Source organism: Comamonas aquatilis, from assembly GCF_965139575.1.
Classification (GTDB): Bacteria; Pseudomonadota; Gammaproteobacteria; order Burkholderiales; family Burkholderiaceae_C; genus Comamonas; species Comamonas aquatilis.
The window spans coordinates 168,938-182,146 of sequence record NZ_CBCSIW010000004.1; the positions used below are offsets into that span (position 1 = coordinate 168,938).

The 13,209-nt window shown below is 62.9% G+C and carries 14 protein-coding genes; 7 read left to right on the top strand and 7 right to left on the bottom strand.

Annotated elements, in window-relative coordinates:
* Window positions 1-2: 2 nt before the first annotated feature.
* Window positions 3-335: a YbaB/EbfC family nucleoid-associated protein gene (locus tag ACNAZA_RS07665; protein ID WP_120969202.1), complete on the top strand. Its 333-nt coding sequence runs from the start codon at window positions 3-5 to the stop codon at window positions 333-335.
* Between the two features lie 187 nt (window positions 336-522).
* The gene (gene recR / locus ACNAZA_RS07670; RefSeq protein WP_415795907.1) at window positions 523-1,113 is read left to right on the top strand and encodes a recombination mediator RecR; all 591 of its coding nucleotides are present in this window, start codon (window positions 523-525) and stop codon (window positions 1,111-1,113) included.
* Window positions 1,114-1,284: 171 nt separating this feature from the next.
* On the opposite strand, the gene ACNAZA_RS07675 is transcribed toward recR, so the two are convergent.
* Window positions 1,285-2,781, bottom strand: a complete 1,497-nt coding sequence (locus ACNAZA_RS07675) for a transglycosylase SLT domain-containing protein (protein ID WP_415795908.1) — start codon at window positions 2,779-2,781, stop codon at window positions 1,285-1,287.
* Window positions 2,781-3,569: a hydroxyacylglutathione hydrolase gene (gene gloB / locus ACNAZA_RS07680; RefSeq protein WP_415795910.1), complete on the bottom strand. Its 789-nt coding sequence runs from the start codon at window positions 3,567-3,569 to the stop codon at window positions 2,781-2,783. The genes ACNAZA_RS07675 and gloB overlap by 1 nt, the downstream gene beginning before the upstream one ends.
* 19 nt (window positions 3,570-3,588) lie before the next feature.
* Between gloB and ACNAZA_RS07685 the strand changes: the two genes are divergently transcribed.
* Window positions 3,589-4,389 carry a class I SAM-dependent methyltransferase gene (locus ACNAZA_RS07685; protein WP_415795911.1) on the top strand — a complete coding sequence of 267 codons (801 nt, stop codon included), beginning with the start codon at window positions 3,589-3,591 and terminating at the stop codon, window positions 4,387-4,389.
* Between the two features lie 45 nt (window positions 4,390-4,434).
* Window positions 4,435-4,884 (top strand): ribonuclease HI, encoded by a 450-nt coding sequence (gene rnhA / locus ACNAZA_RS07690; RefSeq protein WP_120969193.1) that lies wholly within the window; start codon window positions 4,435-4,437, stop codon window positions 4,882-4,884.
* 46 nt (window positions 4,885-4,930) lie between these two features.
* On the opposite strand, the gene ACNAZA_RS07695 is transcribed toward rnhA, so the two are convergent.
* The 5 genes from ACNAZA_RS07695 to ACNAZA_RS07715 all read right to left on the bottom strand — a co-directional run bounded on the left by ACNAZA_RS07695 (window position 4,931) and on the right by ACNAZA_RS07715 (window position 9,804).
* Window positions 4,931-5,257, bottom strand: a complete 327-nt coding sequence (locus ACNAZA_RS07695) for a thioredoxin family protein (RefSeq protein ID WP_415795912.1) — start codon at window positions 5,255-5,257, stop codon at window positions 4,931-4,933.
* 90 nt (window positions 5,258-5,347) lie between these two features.
* Window positions 5,348-6,739 (bottom strand): molybdopterin molybdotransferase MoeA, encoded by a 1,392-nt coding sequence (moeA, locus tag ACNAZA_RS07700; RefSeq protein ID WP_415795913.1) that lies wholly within the window; start codon window positions 6,737-6,739, stop codon window positions 5,348-5,350.
* A 172-nt stretch (window positions 6,740-6,911) separates the two neighbouring features.
* Window positions 6,912-8,057, bottom strand: coding sequence for a GTP 3',8-cyclase MoaA (gene moaA / locus ACNAZA_RS07705; RefSeq protein WP_415795914.1), 1,146 nt, complete (start codon window positions 8,055-8,057; stop codon window positions 6,912-6,914).
* A gap of 144 nt (window positions 8,058-8,201) precedes the next feature.
* Window positions 8,202-8,777: a DUF2889 domain-containing protein gene (locus ACNAZA_RS07710; protein WP_415795915.1), complete on the bottom strand. Its 576-nt coding sequence runs from the start codon at window positions 8,775-8,777 to the stop codon at window positions 8,202-8,204.
* A 229-nt stretch (window positions 8,778-9,006) separates the two neighbouring features.
* A complete protein-coding gene (locus ACNAZA_RS07715; RefSeq protein WP_415795917.1) occupies window positions 9,007-9,804 on the bottom strand; it encodes a Crp/Fnr family transcriptional regulator in 798 nt (265 codons plus the stop codon).
* Between the two features lie 132 nt (window positions 9,805-9,936).
* On the opposite strand from ACNAZA_RS07715, the gene ACNAZA_RS07720 reads away from it, so the two are divergent.
* The 3 genes from ACNAZA_RS07720 (at window position 9,937) to ACNAZA_RS07730 (ending at window position 13,169) form a co-directional block, all read left to right on the top strand.
* Window positions 9,937-10,461 (top strand): Mpo1 family 2-hydroxy fatty acid dioxygenase, encoded by a 525-nt coding sequence (locus tag ACNAZA_RS07720; RefSeq protein ID WP_415795918.1) that lies wholly within the window; start codon window positions 9,937-9,939, stop codon window positions 10,459-10,461.
* A 208-nt stretch (window positions 10,462-10,669) separates the two neighbouring features.
* Window positions 10,670-11,197, top strand: coding sequence for an inorganic diphosphatase (gene ppa, locus ACNAZA_RS07725; RefSeq protein ID WP_120969173.1), 528 nt, complete (start codon window positions 10,670-10,672; stop codon window positions 11,195-11,197).
* Between the two features lie 202 nt (window positions 11,198-11,399).
* The gene (locus ACNAZA_RS07730) at window positions 11,400-13,169 is read left to right on the top strand and encodes a methyl-accepting chemotaxis protein (RefSeq protein ID WP_415795920.1); all 1,770 of its coding nucleotides are present in this window, start codon (window positions 11,400-11,402) and stop codon (window positions 13,167-13,169) included.
* Window positions 13,170-13,209: the final 40 nt, after the last annotated feature.

A 13,209-nucleotide genomic window follows, 5' to 3' on the forward strand; every position in this document is an offset into this window, starting at 1 on the left:
ACATGTTCAACAAAGGACAACTCGCCGGCCTGATGAAGCAAGCCCAGGCCATGCAGGACAACCTCAAGAAGGCTCAGGACGAACTGGGCAATGTGGAAGTGGAAGGTGAGTCTGGCGCGGGTCTGGTCAAGGTCGTGATGACTTGCAAGCACGATGTCAAGCGCATCACCATCGACCCCAGCCTGCTGGCCGAAGACAAGGACATGCTGGAAGATCTGGTGGCCGCCGCCTTCAACGCTGCGGTGCGCAAGGCTGAAGAAACGTCCAGCGAGAAGATGGGCAAGATCACTGCCGGCATGCCAGGCCTGCCCGGCGGCATGAAGTTCCCCTTCTAATTGCTCCCCCTGAGCGGCTATGCCGCTTCCCCCTAAGGGGGACGACACCCTTTGCTGCGGGGCGGCCCTTGCTGGGCGTCTCGCACCTGGATCGCGCCGGTTTCAAGCGGTGCGGGTGTTGTCAAAAATGAATGGCGATCTGGCACCAAGCAGATCGCTTTTTTTCTGGTCAATGAAAGGACAAGCCGTGTCTGATGTGCAATCTCTGGATACCTTGATGGAGGCGCTGCGCCGCCTGCCGGGAGTGGGTATCAAGTCGGCGCAGCGCATGGCGTTTCATTTGCTGCAGCGCGATCATGCCGGGGCCTTGAATCTGGCCAAGGCGCTGGAATCGGCCGTGAATTCGGTAGGACACTGCCAGCGCTGCCACACGTTCACCGAGGCCGAGATCTGCTCGATTTGCGACGACGCGGGCCGCGATTCTGCGCGGCTGTGCGTGGTGGAAGCGCCGGCCGATATGGCAGCCATGGAGCGCACCGGCGCCTACCAGGGCTATTACTACGTGCTGATGGGGCGCTTGTCGCCGCTCGATGGCGTGGGCCCCAAGGACATCGGCATGGGCCAGCTGCTGCAGCGCGCCTGCGACGGCCAGGTGCAGGAAGTGATTTTGGCCACCAGCTTCACGGCCGAGGGCGAGGCCACGGCACATGCCATCAGCGAGGCGCTCAAGTCGCGCGGCATCTTGGTGACGCGGCTGGCGCGGGGCGTGCCCATTGGCAGCGAGCTGGAATATGTGGATCTGGGAACCATTGCGCATGCCCTGGTGGACAGGCGCTAGTCGCTATTTTTTCAAGAGCTTGTAGCGCTGATTGAGGAAGGATCTCAGCATGAATTCGGCCTGAATTGATTCGAAAGCAAGCGCTTGTTGCTCTCTTTTTGCGTTCCGCCAAAACAAAAATCCCGTCTGGCGATAGCTGCCAGACGGGATTTTTCATTTTTTCAGATCGTGTTAACGGCGCTTTTTGGAAGGCGTGCCGCCACGGGCCTTGGGCTCGCTCTTGCCGCCGCGTGGCTGCGCCGCCACCGTTTTGCTGCTGGCACTGGAGCGGGTGGTGGTGCTGGCGCGAGCCGTGCGCGTCGCCCGCACGGGCAGATAGGCCACCAGCGACTGGCCGGCATGCAGCGAGGCAGTGGACTTGAGGTCGTTCCAGTCCGCAAGATTGGAGACGCTGACGCCGTAGCGGTTGGCCATGCTGATCAGCGTGTCGCGCTTGCGGGCCTTCACGGTGGAGCGCACGGTGACGATTTCAGGGGCGAAGGAAATCTGGCCGTTGTCGGCCACATGGCCGGCCACGTCGGCATGGACATGGGCGCCGCGGGGCACCATCAGGGCCGAGCCGGCCTTGATCAGCATGCGCGGTGGGATGTTGTTCATGGCGCGCAGATCGGATTCGCCCAGGCCCACGCGCTGGGCCGCTTCGGCCACGGTGATGGTGGAGGGCACGGTCCACACCGTCCAGCTGGCAAACTGGCCGTCGTTATAGGCTTGCAGATTGCGGCGGAAGATCTTGGCGTTGTCCCAGGGCAGCAAGACCTTGGGCGTGGCCGCCACAAAAATCACCGGCTTGTGAAAGCTGGGGTTCAGGGCCTTGAAGTCCTTGACGCTGACATTGGCCAGCTTGGCCACCAGTTCCACGTCGATGTCATGCGTGATGTCCACGGCCTGGAAGTAGGGGTGGTTTTCGATCACGGGCAGATCGGCGTTGTACTTTTCCGGGTTGGCCACAATGTTCTTGACCGCCTGCAGCTTGGGTACGTACATGCGGGTCTCGGCCGGCATCTGCAAATCGGTGTACTTGGTGGGCAGACCCAGCTTTTCGTTGCGCTTGATGGCGCGGCTCACGCTGCCTTCGCCCCAGTTGTAGGCGGCCAGGGCCAGATGCCAGTCGCCAAACATGTTGTAGAGCTTTTGCAGATAGTCCAGCGCGGCGCGGGTGGAGGCCAGCACGTCGCGGCGGTCATCGCGGAAGATGTTTTGCTTGAGATCGAAGTAACTGCCCGTGGCGGGCATGAATTGCCACATGCCGGCGGCCTTGGCGCTGGAGACGGCCTGGGGGTTGAACGCGCTCTCGATATAGGGCAGCAGCGCCAGCTCGGTAGGCATGCCGCGGCGCTCCAGCTCCTCGACGATGTGGAACAGGTATTTGCTCGAGCGCTCCGTCATGCGCTGGATGTAGTCGGGGCGGCTGGCATACCACTGCTCACGGTCGGCCACCAGCTCGTGCTCCAGATCGGGCATGGCAAAGCCTTGGCGTATGCGTACCCAGAGGTCGCCCGTGGCTTCCAGCGACGCCACGTCCGAGCTGGACACCTTGCCCCGGCTCAGCGGTGACAACGGGCCGTCAGGGTACTGGGAGGAAGTGCTTGAATTGTCGTAACTGGTGGTGGATGCGCAACCGGTGAGTACAAGCACTCCGGTCAGCAGCAAGGTATGTAGCAGCTTCATCAAAAAACGTTTTTCCATTGGCGCAAGGCGGCCAGCACGCTGGCGGGCTCTTGCGGATTGACTTGGGAGTCGAACTGCACGGCCGCCGCGATGACATCGGGCTGGCGGCTGCGCATGAAAGGGTTGATGGCCTGCTCGGTCTTCAAAGTGGAAGGCAGCGTGGGCTGGTGGGCGGCACGCAAATCCTGACAATGCTGCAGGTACTGAGCCAGATCGGCATTGTTTGGTTCCACGGCCTGCGCAAATCGCAGGTTGGAAATTGTGTACTCGTGTGCACAACACACCTGGGTGTTGCCGGGCAAGGTGGCCAGTGCATCCAGCGAGGTCTGCATTTGCGCTGGCGTGCCTTCAAACAGGCGGCCGCAGCCGCCGGAGAACAGAGTGTCGCCGCAAAACAGCACCGGTTGGTGGTTGGCGCCTTGCGCATGGGGGCTGAAAAACGCAATATGACCGCTGGTGTGGCCGGGCACGTCAATCACCTGCCAGGGTCCGCCCAGCGCATCGACCTGGTCGCCGCCTTGCACGCGGGTCACGAACTGTGGCTCGGGCAACTGCTCGTAGGCAGGCCCCCAGACTGGAGCGCCGGTGGCAGCGCGCAGTGCGGCGACGCCGCCCACATGGTCGGCATGGTGGTGGGTGACTAGAATGCCTTGCAGCTTCAATCCCAGTCTTTGCAGCACGGCCAGCGCCGGCTCGGCTTCACCGGGGTCTACCACGATGGCGTGTTTGCCATCGTGGAGCATCCAGATGTAGTTGTCGGAAAAGGCGGGGATGGGCAAAAGGTTCATGGGCTGCAAAATTATAGAGATGCATCACTGGACAGATACTGCCTTGGGGCACTACCTCCTGGATTGGGAGCAGCAGCGCTGTGACGAAGCGGTGGCCGACATCTTCGGCTATCACGCCGTTCAGCTGGGCATGCCTGCCTTGCAGGGCTTGCGGGCCAACCGCATGCCCCAGCGCTGGCTGGCGCTGGACAAGGTCGGGGAGTCTGCGGCGGCGCAAGCAGCCAATGTAGCGCAAGCGACCGACGAGTCTGCATCAAAACATGTCCCGCCGGCTTTGGTCGCGGATGCGACAGCGCTGCCGTTTTCCGAGGCCAGCCTGGATCTGGTGCTGATGCCGCACACGCTTGAGACTTCGCACGATCCGCATGCCGCCTTGCGCGAGGCCGCCCGTGTGCTGGTGCCCGAGGGGCGGCTGGTGGTATGCGGTCTCAATACCCTGAGCCTTCTGGGGTTGCAGCGGCGCGTGGAGCGCAGCGCGGCGCATTTGCCCGATTTGAGTCTGGGCCTGGGTTACTGGCGCTTGCGCGATTGGTTGCAATTACTGGGCTTCGAGATCGAAGCCGTGCAATTTGGCTGTTATTGTCCAGCCACACAAAACGCGCGCTGGCTGGCGCGCTGGCAATTCATGGAAAAACTGGGTCATCGCTGCTGGCCGGCCTTTGGCGGGGTGTATTGCATTGTGGCCGTCAAGCGGGTGCAGGGCATGCGCTTGATCAGCCCCTCATGGCGCAGCAAGAGTGCGCCCTCGGGCGTGCAGATGCCCGTGGCCAACAAACGGCCCGGCGATGCAGCCTGGTGCAGCGATGAGTTCCCTCCATAAAAAGACGCGAAGACCAGCCCGTGTTCGCGACTCCAAGGAAAGAAATTGAATCAAGTAGTGATCTATACCGACGGTGCCTGCAAAGGCAATCCCGGCCCTGGCGGCTGGGGCGTGGTATTGCAGGCCGGTACGGCCGTAAAAGAATTGTTCGGCGGAGAGCTCGATACCACCAACAACCGCATGGAGCTGCAGGCGGTGATCGAGGCGTTGAAAGCGTTGAAGCGCCCCTGCGATGTGGTGCTCTACCTGGACAGCCAGTACGTGCGCAAAGGCATTACCGAGTGGATTCATGGCTGGAAGGCCAAGGGCTGGCGCACGGCCAGCAAGGAGCCGGTGAAAAACGCCGAGCAGTGGCAGCAGCTGGATGCCCTGGTCAGCGGTGCCGGTCACCGTATTGACTGGCGCTGGGTCAAGGGGCATGCGGGCGACCCCGGCAATGAGCGCGCCGATGCGCTGGCCAACAAGGGCGTGGACAAGGCGCTGGGTCGTCTTTAAACGCTCCAAGCAAGCGCCAAGCCTTCAAGAGCCGGCGCTTGCTCCCTTAGCTGCCGATCTGCTTCAACGCGTCGGTGATGGCCTGCACATCGGCGGGGCGCACCAGGCGCGCCACTTCCTGACCGTCACGCAGAAAAACCAGGGTCGGCCAGAGCTTGACCTTGTAGCTGCGGCCCAGTGGGCGGCCCGGGCCGTCTTCCACCTTGATATGCGGCAGCTCGGGCAAGGGTGCCAACGCGGCTTCAATCAGGGCTTGGGCTCTTTGGCAGTGCCCGCACCACGGCGTACCAAACTCCAGCAGCGTTGCACCTTGCAGCGCGTCCATGGCTTGTCGGCTGGGTTCTGTGGCCTGGTGGGTGGCTTGGTACGGCATGTCAGCGGGTCCTGTCTCGATGGAAGATTGGTTCTTGGCAAATGCGATGACGCCTCACCGCGTTTTCGGTCACTGCGATGCAGCCGGGTTTCAGATCAGGCCGTCCAGCAGGAGTATGGACACGGCTTCGCCCGGCTGCACGTCTGAGCGTTCATGCTCGAGCACCATCAGGCAGTTGGCTGCCACCATGGAGCTGAGCACACCCGAGCCTTGGGCTCCGGTGCTGCGCACGGTGGCCTGGCCCTGGGCGTTGAGCGCCACCACGCCGCGCAGATATTCGGTGCGGCCCGGGCGCTTGCGAAGTTTCTCGGCGCTGAGCGCTTGCACCACGGGCACGTCGCCATCGCTGCAGCCCATGAGGCTGAGCAGGGCCGGACGCACAAACATCAGAAAGCTGACCATGGCCGCCACAGGATTGCCGGGCAGGCCCAGCAGCACGGCCGGGCGTTTGGCGGCAAAGCTGTTGCTCTTGTTTTGAGAGCTATCAGCGATTTCCTTGATTGGGCTGAAGGCCGATTTCTCTCCAAAAGACTCTGCCAGCGAGGCATGAGAAGTCGGGCGCAGCAGGCCTACGGCCAGCGGGCGACCGGGGCGCATGTCCACGCGCCAGAACTGCACCGGCCCCAGGCGCTGCAGCATGGCGCGGGTGTGGTCGGCCTCGCCTGCGCTGATGCCGCCGCTGGTCAGCACCACATCGGCCAGGGCCGCTGCTTCGCGCAGCTTTTCTTCCAGTGCCATGGGTTCGTCGGGCACCACGCCCAGGTCCAGCACCTGGACGCCCAGGCGGCGCAGCAGTCCTTGCAGGCTGAAGCGGTTGCTGTCGTAGATCGCGCCTTCGCGCGGTGCCGCGCCGGGGTTGAGGATTTCATCGCCGGTGGAAAAATAGGCCACGCGCAGGCGTCGGCGCACGCCGACCTGGGCCAGGCCCAGGCTGGCCAGCAGGCCCAGGGCCGCGGGCTTGAGGCGCTGGCCCGCTGCCAGCGCTACCGCGCCGCGCTGCAGGTCTTCGCCGCACAGGCGCAGATTGGCGCCGGCGCATACGCTGGCCGCATCAAAGCGGATGTGATCGTCATCGCGGGCATCCGCTGCGACGCTGGCCAGTTCATGGGCAATGACGGTATCCAGCCCGGCGGGCATGACGGCGCCGGTCATGATCTTCACGCATTCGCCGGGCTTTACCGGGTTGGTCCACGGTGCGCCTGCCAGCGCCGTGCCCACCACGCGCAGCTGCACAGTCTGTGCTTGCAGGGCCGAGCTGTGGAAGGCATAGCCGTCCATGGCGCTGTTGTTATGCGGCGGCACGTTGACCGGGCACAGCACATCGGCGGCCAGCACCCGGTCCAGGGCTTCGATCAGGGGCAGGGTTTCGACCTCGGCCACGGCGCCCAGGGGCTCGAGCAGGGAGGCCAGCTGTTGCAGCACCTGCTCCGTGGTGAGGCTTTGGGACAAAGAGGAGGCGGCAGGTTGAAAGATGGCAGTCATGGCTCAAAAAATCAAAGCGGCCTGCCGCGAAGTGGCGGCAGGGGCTGCAGTGCCGATCCTACGCTGCTTGAGCAGTGACCCAGGTCAATTCGGGAACAAGCAAGAGCAGGCAGCAAGTCCGGGCGGCGCCGGGATCCAGGGCGGTGGCATCTGTCGGCACCATCCCCAGCCATCAGCCGCCGATATAACTCATCTCGATGCGGCGGCCGCCGGCGGCGGGGGCCGGGGCGTCGGCGGGCATTTCGCTGCGCAGCTGGGAGTAGCGGTCGTCGCGCTGCTGCCAGATGGGGGCGATGGCCGCAGCCAGTTCCTCGTCGCTGGCGCTGCTGCGCAACAGAGTGCGCAAGTCCCAGCCTTGGCTGGCAAACAGGCACAGGTAGAGCTTGCCCTCGGTGGAGAGGCGGGCGCGGTTGCAGTCCCCACAAAACGCATGGGTCACGCTGCTGATGAAGCCGACCTCGCCCAGAGCCGGATCATTCAGGCCCTGGGCATTGGCATAGCCCCAGCGCTCGGCGGTTTCTCCGCGCACGCTGGGCGCCAGCGGCACCAGGGGCAGCTCGGCCTGCAGGCGCTCCAGCACCTGGGCCGAGGGCAGGACTTCATCCATGCACCAGCCGTTGGTGGCGCCCACGTCCATGTATTCGATAAAGCGCAGCGTCACGCCCGTGCCGCGAAAGTGGCGGGCCATGGGCAGAATCTGGTCGTCATTGCTGCCGCGCTTGACCACCATATTCACTTTGATGTTGGACAGGCCCACGGCCTGTGCCGTCTCTATACCGTGCAGCACGTCGGAGACGGGAAAGTCCACATCATTCATGCGGCGAAACACCTCGTCGTCCAGGCCGTCCAGGCTGACGGTGACGCGGTTCAGACCCGCATCCTTCAAGGCCTGGGCCTTGCGTGCCAGCAGCGTGGCATTGGTGGTCAGCGTCAGCTCCAGCGGCTGGCCGTCAAAGGTGCGCAGCTTGGCCAGCTGGGCAATCAGGGTTTCGAGGTTTTTGCGTAGCAGCGGCTCGCCGCCGGTCAGGCGAATCTTGCGCACCCCGTGCGCGGCAAACACGCGGGCCAGGCGGGTGATTTCCTCAAAGCTCAGCAGCGAGCTGTGAGGCAGGTAGGCATAGTCTTTGTCGAAAACTTCCTTGGGCATGCAGTATCTGCAGCGGAAGTTGCAGCGGTCGGTCACGCTGATGCGCAAGTCATGCAGCGGCCGCCCCCAATGGTCTTGCAGCAGGCCGGTGGGCGCTGTCAGGACGGAGGGGGCGAAGGCCGTGCGCGTTGCAGCACGTTCATCGACCAGAGGGATCACACGTTCAGCCATGTCAGCAATTGTGCCGCAAGCCCTATGTCCGGGCTGCCAATGGGTTGGAGGGGGAATTGAGGTCAATCATCCGCAGCTGCTTTATTTTTGATAGCTGCAAGCCATTCTTCGATATGGGCTGCGGCGCAATTTTGTTCAAAACACTCAGTTTCTGGCTTTTGCCTTGTCCAGTTTGACCAGCGGCTGCCAGCCGGCAAACTCTGGGTAATGCTCGGCTACGCCGGGGCCGTTGAAGTCCCAGCCATGGCACTGGCCCAGATGGCGTGGCGGCAGGCCGTCGTCGCCGGTGGAGAACTGGTTGAGCACGGAGTGAAATGCGGGCGTGGCCATGTTGAAGATCAGCTCGCGCATGTGAGTGCAGCCTTCGACGCCGCCCAGGTTCTCATTGATGGCTTTGCGCCAGCCGCGGGTCATGCTGCAGCCCACCATGCGCTGCATGGAGCGTGTGGCTTCGGGGCAGTGGGCCAGGGGGTGGTCGTCCATGGCCGCCTCCACGGCCTGCACCACTAGGCTGGAGTTCACCGTCAGCCGTATCCACATATGGTGAATCGGCGTGCCCGCAGGTACGTGGCGATTGCCGTGCAGGGTGATATCGTAGGTTTTCAGATCGATCAGCTCGGCTTCCACGTCCCACAGATCGTCTTCGCGTGCGTAGCAGCGAAAGCGCACGTCGCGCATATTGACAAGTTTGCGGTTGGCAGGGGGATGGATCAGGGGCATGGGGCGATGTGTGAGTGCGGCTCTTTGGGCTGGTGAGGGCGGCCGCTTGGTGTGGGGAAATCGGCAGGTCTTTGTCGTCAGCCGGGGCTGGCTTCAGGACCGGGCGAAGCTGATGGCATTGTCAAAGCGGCATGACCGCTGTCCAGCACCTGCATGACAGGTGCTGGACAGAGTCGGCACGCAGAAAATTCATTATCAATGACTGCGGTGCATGGGCCTTGGTTGAGATTCAGCTTGAGGCCTGGCCGTTTGCCGGCAGCCCGTAGCAGGCAGCTGTCCTGAGGCCGTTCAAATCCAGCACCTCCAGCTTGCCCCGGCGCAGCTGCAGGAGGCCGGCCTGCTGCAGCTCCTGCAGCACCTGGTTGGCCGTCTGGCGCGAGAGGCCGAGCATGCGCGCTAGCTGCTCTTGCGATACGGCCAGTTCGCGGCGGGTGCGCAGGCTGTCATTCCACTGGTCATAGCTTTGCGCCATTTGCACCAGGCGGTGGGCCAGGCGCTGCGGGGCGGGCAGCACGGTCTGTTCTTCCAGGGCGATCAGGCAGTTGCGCAGCTTGTCGGTCAGCAGCAAAGCCATGTCGCGCCAGTACTGCGGATTGGCCTCCAGCCACTGGCGCAAGGGCTGATGCGCTATGTGCAGCAGCGTGCAATGCGTGGCGGCATAGGCGTCGTGGGAGCGTGGGGCTTGGTCAAACAGCGCAATCTCGCCCAGCCACATGGGCGGCTCCACCAGGGTCAGCAAGGCGGTGCGGGTTTGCTCGCCCATGGCCGCCGTACCCGCGATGGTCAGCGCGCCGCGCGCCACGGCATACAGACCGCAGGGCGCATCCCCCCGGCGAAACAGCCATTCACCGGCGGCCAGCAGACGTGGCTTGGCCAGGGTGCGCAGCTGTTCGGCCAAAGCGGGCGGTAGTGCGCTGAACCAGCGCCCGGCCTGAAGAATGGCCCAGAGATCGCTTTGCACCACGGAGCTGGCGGCGCGTCGGCTGCCGGAGGCGGGAGGTGGATGGGTTGGCGTGGATTCAGGCATGTGGATTCTTGTGTCGATTGTTTGACAGACGCTGCCGATGCCGCTGCGCGACCATGGACAGGTCTGCAGAAACCTTGTCATCTGCGCTTCATTTTCTGCAGACGCCACCCCGGCCACAAGGAGGTGCAGAAAATGAAAACCCTAGTCGATCAGCTGTCCAAGTATGCCGATTACCACCGCGACCCGCGCAACATACTGACGCATTACGTCGGTGTGCCCATGATCATGTTGGCCGTGGTCATCCTGCTGGCGCGCCTGGGCTGGGGCCGTGTGGCGGGCTTTCCCATCACCCTGGCCTTGTTGGCGGCGGTGGCGGCAGCCGTTTATTACTGGCGGCTGGATAGGTGTTATGGCACGGCCATGGGTCTGGTGCTGGCCGCCATGCTGGCGCTGGCCGTGCCGATTGCCGGCCAAAGCACCGCGCTGTGGCTGATCTCGGGTCTGGGCCTGTTTGCCCTGGGTTGGGTGATCCAGTTCGTGGGCCATTTCTACGAAGGCCGCAAATCCGCCTTTATGGACGACATCATGGGGCTGATCATAGGTCCGCTGTTTGTGGCCGCAGAGCTGGGCTTTGCCATGGGCTTTCGCAAGGAGGTGCAGGCCGCCGTGGAGCAGCGCAGCGGCCCCGTGCGTCGTCGCAGCCTGGCCGGTGCCTGAATTTTGTAGTTTGTTTTGCTATTTAATTGGTAGCATTTGACGATTGTTGGAAAAAGGATCTAGGCATTTTTTACTCGTTTTTCAAACTGCCAGGCTCTGCAAGCCCCACCGCAATCGGGTGCATGTAATGCCGGCGTTAGGGTCCTGCGCCTAAAATCACCGGGTCGTCCCCTGAAGGGGGCTTTTTTTGTTTACTACTTCAACCATCATGTCTCTGAACAATGTGACCCCCGGCTCCAAGGCACCTGAAGTCTTCAACGTCGTGATCGAAATCTCGGCCAACTCCGCTCCCGTGAAGTACGAAGTGGACAAGGAAACCGGCTGCGTGTTCGTGGATCGTTTCCTGGGCACTGCCATGCACTACCCCGTGAACTACGGCTATGTGCCCCAGACCCTGTCTGGCGACGGCGACCCCGTGGATGTGCTGGTGATGACTCCCTTCCCCCTGCCCAGCGGCGTGGTGGTTCCCTGCCGTGCACTGGGCATTTTGCAGATGGAAGACGAATCCGGCGTGGACGGCAAGGTGCTGGCCGTGCCTACCCAGAAGCTGCTGCCTGCCTACGACAAGATCAACACCCTGGGCGACATCCACGATCTGGTGCTGCAACAGATCTCCCACTTCTTCGAGCACTACAAGGACCTGGAAAAGGGCAAGTGGGTCAAGGTGCTGGGCTGGAAGGGCCTGGACGTGGCGCACAAGGAAATCACCGACGGCATCGCCAACTACAAGGGCTGATCCACGGGTTTATCCCCTTCGTTCAACACTCTTGTAAGCGCTTTTTGTGCATTGCAGGGCAAACAAGAGAAATACAATTTGAAACGCACCGGGTGATCTGCCCGGTGCGTTTTTTTATGGCCAGCAGCTGCCATGGAGCGCAGCGGCGCTCTGACGGTTGCCCCCGGTGCAGATTCAAGTCCCGGGCTTGTGGAGGATAGCAATGAACTGGAAGATTTCGGATTGGCGGGTAGGCACCAAGCTGGGCGTCAGCTTTCTTGTCATGGTGGTGTTCTCGGCCATTCTGGGCTTGGTGGCCTGGACGCAGCTCAGCCGGATTCATGCCACGGGGACGGTGGTGTCCGAGGTGATGCTGCCCAGTGTCTACAACGCTGCCTCCATGCGGTCCGACTACAACCGGCTGCGCCGCCATGAGGCAGGTATCTCCACGGCCCGCACCTTGCAGGAAGTGGAAGGCTTCGAAGCGCAGATTCAGCAACGGCTGAAGACGATAGCCGAGCAGGAAAAAGTGCTGGACGGCCTGATCGACGGCCAGCAGTTGCGGGCCGCTTTCGACAACTACCTGGGCTACAAGGCCGAATACCTGAAGCTGCACCAGCGCATGCTGTCCATTGCTCGCGATGGTGACTTCAACACCGTGGAGTCGCAGGCCGCCATGGCCGATGAAATGGGACTGTTCTTTGCCGGAGAGTTTGAAAACGCTTTCAGCAAGCTGGCCGAGAGCACCGGCAAGTTCATGCAGTTGCAACTCGATGCTGCAGCTGCTGCCCAGGAGGATGAAAAAGCCAGCTATGCATTGGCGCGCTACTGGCTGCTGGGCACGCTGGTGCTGGTGATTGCTGTGGCCGGTGCCGTGGGCGTGGCCATGACGCGGGCGGTGACCGGGCCTGTGGCGCGCGCCGTGCAGGTCGCGCAGGAGGTGGCGGCAGGCCGTTTGCAGGCTCCGGTGCTCAACCAGCGCCGCGACGAGTTGGGCCTGTTGCTCAATGCGCTGGAGGATATGCGCCGCCAACTGGCCTCCGTGGTGCAGGAAGTCCGCAGCAATGCCCATGGCGTGGCCCTGGCCTCGCGCGAAATTGCCCAGGGCAATGCCGATTTGTCTTCACGTACCGAAAGTCAAGCCAGCGCGCTGGAAGAGACGGCCGCTTCCATGGAGCAGCTGGGATCCACCGTGCGGCTGAACGCCGACAACGCCCAGACCGCCAATCAGATGGCACAGGCCGCGTCGGGCGTGGCCGCCAGGGGCGGCTCTGTGGTGGCCCAGGTGGTGGACACCATGAAGGGAATCAATCAGAGCAGCCGCCAGATTGCCGACATCATCTCCGTCATCGACTCCATTGCCTTTCAAACCAATATCCTGGCGCTGAATGCCGCAGTGGAAGCCGCCCGTGCCGGTGAGCAAGGCCGTGGCTTCGCCGTGGTGGCTGGCGAGGTGCGCACGCTGGCCCAGCGCAGCGCGGAAGCAGCCAAGGAAATCAAGGGCTTGATCAGCGCCAGCGTGGATAAAGTGGACCAAGGTACGCAGCTGGTGGACAAGGCTGGAGAGACCATGGCCGAGATCGTGAGCGCTATTGGCCGCGTGGCCTCCATCATGGGCGAGATCAGCTTGGCCAGCCGCGAGCAAAGCCAGGGTGTGGCTCAGGTGGGTGAGGCCATCACGCAAATGGACCAGAACACCCAGCAAAATGCGGCCCTGGTGGAGCAAAGCGCGGCGGCAGCCGATTCGCTGCAACGTCAGGCACAGGCCATGGTGGCTTCGGTCGCTATCTTCGAAGTGGGGCAGGGAGCCGGCAAGGCCGTGCCGGCGATGGCCCCTGTCGCCGTCGCCGCGCCCCAAAGTGCATCGCGGCCGGCACAGGCGCTTGCACCAGCGAGCGCTTTGAGCTCCTTTGCCCCATCGGGCCGTGGGAAAGCGTCGCCCAAGACGGTGGCAGCCAGCGCCGCAGAAGATGAGCAATGGGAACAGTTTTAAGCCCGAGGGCAACCAGCCTGCAACTAGTTGGGCTGGACAA

What these genes read in the sequence shown, in the direction of transcription:
- ACNAZA_RS07665 (WP_120969202.1), top strand. Translation starts at nt 3, where the DNA reads ATGTTCAACAAAGGACAACTCGCCGGCCTGATGAAGCAAGCCCAGGCC.
- ACNAZA_RS07675 (WP_415795908.1), bottom strand. Translation starts at nt 2,781, where the DNA reads ATGAAGCTGCTACATACCTTGCTGCTGACCGGAGTGCTTGTACTCACC.
- gloB (WP_415795910.1), bottom strand. Translation starts at nt 3,569, where the DNA reads ATGAACCTTTTGCCCATCCCCGCCTTTTCCGACAACTACATCTGGATG.
- ACNAZA_RS07685 (WP_415795911.1), top strand. Translation starts at nt 3,589, where the DNA reads ATGCATCACTGGACAGATACTGCCTTGGGGCACTACCTCCTGGATTGG.
- ACNAZA_RS07695 (WP_415795912.1), bottom strand. Translation starts at nt 5,257, where the DNA reads ATGCCGTACCAAGCCACCCACCAGGCCACAGAACCCAGCCGACAAGCC.
- moeA (WP_415795913.1), bottom strand. Translation starts at nt 6,739, where the DNA reads ATGACTGCCATCTTTCAACCTGCCGCCTCCTCTTTGTCCCAAAGCCTC.
- moaA (WP_415795914.1), bottom strand. Translation starts at nt 8,057, where the DNA reads ATGGCTGAACGTGTGATCCCTCTGGTCGATGAACGTGCTGCAACGCGC.
- ACNAZA_RS07710 (WP_415795915.1), bottom strand. Translation starts at nt 8,777, where the DNA reads ATGCCCCTGATCCATCCCCCTGCCAACCGCAAACTTGTCAATATGCGC.
- ACNAZA_RS07715 (WP_415795917.1), bottom strand. Translation starts at nt 9,804, where the DNA reads ATGCCTGAATCCACGCCAACCCATCCACCTCCCGCCTCCGGCAGCCGA.
- ACNAZA_RS07720 (WP_415795918.1), top strand. Translation starts at nt 9,937, where the DNA reads ATGAAAACCCTAGTCGATCAGCTGTCCAAGTATGCCGATTACCACCGC.
- ppa (WP_120969173.1), top strand. Translation starts at nt 10,670, where the DNA reads ATGTCTCTGAACAATGTGACCCCCGGCTCCAAGGCACCTGAAGTCTTC.
- ACNAZA_RS07730 (WP_415795920.1), top strand. Translation starts at nt 11,400, where the DNA reads ATGAACTGGAAGATTTCGGATTGGCGGGTAGGCACCAAGCTGGGCGTC.